This window comes from Bradyrhizobium sp. MV1.5, assembly GCF_055807615.1.
Window position 1 is genome coordinate 1 of sequence record NZ_JBVVPL010000098.1, and the last position, 3,317, is coordinate 3,317.

Annotated in this window: 2 protein-coding genes; both read left to right on the forward strand. The window is 66.3% G+C overall.

Annotation, left to right across the window (positions count from 1 at the left end; all coding sequences use genetic code 11):
* Positions 1-2 precede the first annotated feature (2 nt).
* The gene (locus tag AC0L2J_RS34570; RefSeq protein ID WP_473395961.1) at positions 3-2,846 is read left to right on the forward strand and encodes a hybrid sensor histidine kinase/response regulator; all 2,844 of its coding nucleotides are present in this window, start codon (positions 3-5) and stop codon (positions 2,844-2,846) included.
* 24 nt (positions 2,847-2,870) lie between these two features.
* Positions 2,871-3,317: chemotaxis protein CheW (locus AC0L2J_RS34575; RefSeq protein ID WP_247468230.1), on the forward strand; the 447-nt coding region annotated here is incomplete at its 3' end.

The window sequence follows — 3,317 nt, forward strand, 5'->3', positions numbered from 1 at the left end:
TCATGGATGATCTGTTGCGGGAGTTTTTGACGGAAACCAGCGAGAGCCTGGACACCGTGGACAATCAGCTGGTGAAGTTCGAGCAGGAGCCGAACAACGCCAAGATCCTGGATAACATCTTCCGGCTGGTCCACACCATCAAGGGCACGTGCGGCTTCCTCGGCTTGCCGCGACTGGAAGCGCTGGCGCATGCCGGCGAGACGCTGATGGGCAAATTCCGCGACGGCATGCCGGTGACCGGGCAGGCGGTGACGGTGATCCTGTCCTCGATCGACCGCATCAAGGAAATTCTGGCCGGGCTGGAGGCGACCGAAGCCGAGCCCGAGGGCACCGACCGCGATCTCATCGACAAGCTTGAAGCGATGGTCGAGCAGGGCATGGCGGCCATGTCAGCGTCGGCGCAGCCGATCGCGTCAGGCTCGGCGCAGCCGATGCCGGCTGCAGGTGCCGCTGCTCCCGTGGCCGAAGCGCCGCCGCTGGTGCCGGAGGCCCCTGCCGCCGTCGAAGCCGCGCCGACCTCCGGCACGCCGGCCGACCAGAGCCTGGAGCGCCCGCTGCGTCCGGGCGAAGTCTCGCTCGACGAGCTGGAGCGCGCCTTCCGCGAGACCGCGATCGAAGTCCCGGCGCCCGTTGCCAAAGCTGAAGTCAAGGCCGAGCCTGAGCCTGCCGCTGAAGCCCCGGTGCCTGTTGCCAAGGACGTCGCCAAGGAGACTAAGGCGCCCAAGGAGAAGGTCGCGCCCAAGAAATCGATGGCCGCCGACGAGGGCGCCGGCGAGGGCGCCAGCATCGCCAACCAGTCGATCCGCGTCAACGTGGATACGCTGGAGCATCTGATGACCATGGTCTCGGAGCTGGTGCTGACCCGCAACCAGCTGCTGGAGATCTCCCGCCGCAACGAGGACACCGAGTTCAAGGTGCCGTTGCAGCGGCTGTCCAACGTCACCGCCGAGCTGCAGGAAGGCGTCATGAAGACGCGCATGCAGCCGATCGGCAATGCCTGGCAGAAGCTGCCCCGCATCGTTCGCGACCTCTCGAGCGAACTCGGCAAGCAGATCGAGCTGGAGATGCACGGCGCCGACACCGAGCTCGACCGCCAGGTGCTCGACCTGATCAAGGACCCGCTCACCCACATGGTGCGCAACTCCGCCGACCATGGCCTGGAGACCCCGGCCGAGCGTCTCGCCGGCGGCAAGGGCGAGCAGGGCACCATTCGCCTGTCCGCCTATCACGAGGGCGGCCACATCATCATCTGCATCGCCGACAACGGCCGTGGCCTGAACACCGACAGGATCAAGGCCAAGGCGATCTCCTCGGGCCTGGTCAGCGAGGCCGAGCTCGAGAAGATGAGCGAAGCCCAGATCCACAAGTTCATCTTCGCGCCGGGCTTCTCGACCGCGGCCGCCATCACCTCGGTGTCGGGGCGCGGCGTCGGCATGGACGTGGTGCGCACCAATATCGACCAGATCGGCGGCACCATCGACATCAAGTCGGTCGCCGGTGAAGGCTCCTCCGTCACCATCAAGATCCCGCTGACGCTCGCCATCGTCTCCGCGCTGATCGTGGAAGCCGCCGGCGACCGCTTTGCGATCCCGCAGCTCTCCGTGGTCGAGCTGGTGCGTGCCCGCGCCAACTCGGAGCACCGCATCGAGCGCATCAAGGACACCGCGGTTCTCCGGCTGCGCAACAAGCTGCTACCGCTGATCCATCTCAAGAAGCTGCTCAAGATCGACGACGGCGCGGTCTCCGATCCCGAGAACGGCTTCATCGTGGTGACGCAGGTCGGCAGCCAGACCTTCGGCATCGTCGTCGACGGCGTGTTCCACACCGAAGAAATCGTGGTCAAGCCGATGTCGACGAAACTGCGTCACATCGACATGTTCTCGGGCAATACCATCCTGGGCGACGGCGCGGTCATCATGATCATCGACCCCAACGGCATCGCCAAGGCGCTCGGCGCCGCCGGCTCCTCGGCCCATGACATGAACAACGAGAACGGGGCTCACCACATCGGATCGGGCGAGCAGACCACCTCGCTGCTGGTGTTCCGCGCCGGCTCGTCCCAACCCAAGGCGGTCCCGCTCGGGCTCGTCACGCGCCTGGAAGAACTGCCGGCCGACAAGATCGAGTTCAGCAACGGCCGCTACATGGTGCAGTACCGCGAGCAGCTGATGCCGCTCGTGGCCATGGAAAGCGTCACCATCGCGAGCCAGGGCGCCCAGCCGATCCTGGTGTTCTCCGATGACGGCCGCTCCATGGGCCTCGTCGTCGACGAGATCATCGACATCGTCGAGGAACGGCTCAACATCGAGGTCGGCGGATCCTCCTCCGGCATTCTCGGCTCGGCCGTGATCAAGGGCCAGGCCACCGAAGTGATCGACGTCGGCCACTTCCTGCCGATGGCGTTCTCCGACTGGTTCACCCGCAAGGAGATGAAGCCGTCGCTGCACTCGCAATCGGTGCTGCTGGTCGACGACTCCGCGTTCTTCCGCAACATGCTGGCCCCGGTGCTCAAGGCCGCCGGCTACCGCGTCCGCACCGCGCCGACCGCGCAGGAGGGCTTAGCTGCTCTGCGCGCGCAGAGCTTCGACGTGGTCCTGACCGACATCGAGATGCCCGACATGAACGGGTTCGAGTTTGCCGAGACCATCCGCTCCGACAGCAATCTGGGCGCGATGCCGATCATCGGGCTCTCCGCGCTGGTGTCGCCGGCGGCGATCGAGCGCGGCCGTCAGGCCGGCTTCCACGACTATGTCGCCAAGTTCGACCGTCCCGGTCTGATCGCGGCGCTGAAGGAACAGACCGCGGGCGCCGCCGGTGCCTCCGAGCTGAGCCGCGCAGCAGCGTAACCAGCGGGATCAGGAGAAACTAACATGACCAAGAAGACCCAGTCCGGCGAAGGCGCCATGGTCGAATACGTCACCGCGATGATCGGCGGCCAGCTGTTCGGCCTGCCGATCTCCCGCGTCCAGGACGTGTTCATGCCCGAGCGCGTCACCCGCGTGCCGCTGTCCTCGCGCGAGATCGCAGGCGTGCTGAACCTGCGCGGCCGCATCGTCACCGTGGTCGACATGCGCGCCCGGCTCGGCCTGCCCAAGCCCGAGGACGGCAAGATCCCGATGGCGGTCGGCGTCGACCTGCGCGGTGAATCCTACGGCCTCTTGATCGACCAGATCGGCGAAGTGCTGCGGCTCGCCGAGGACGGCATGGAAGAAAATCCCGTCAATCTCGACCCCCGCATGGCCAAGCTCGCCGGCGGTGTCCACCGTCTCGACGGCCAGCTCATGGTCGTCCTCGACGTCGACCGCGTCCTCGAGCTC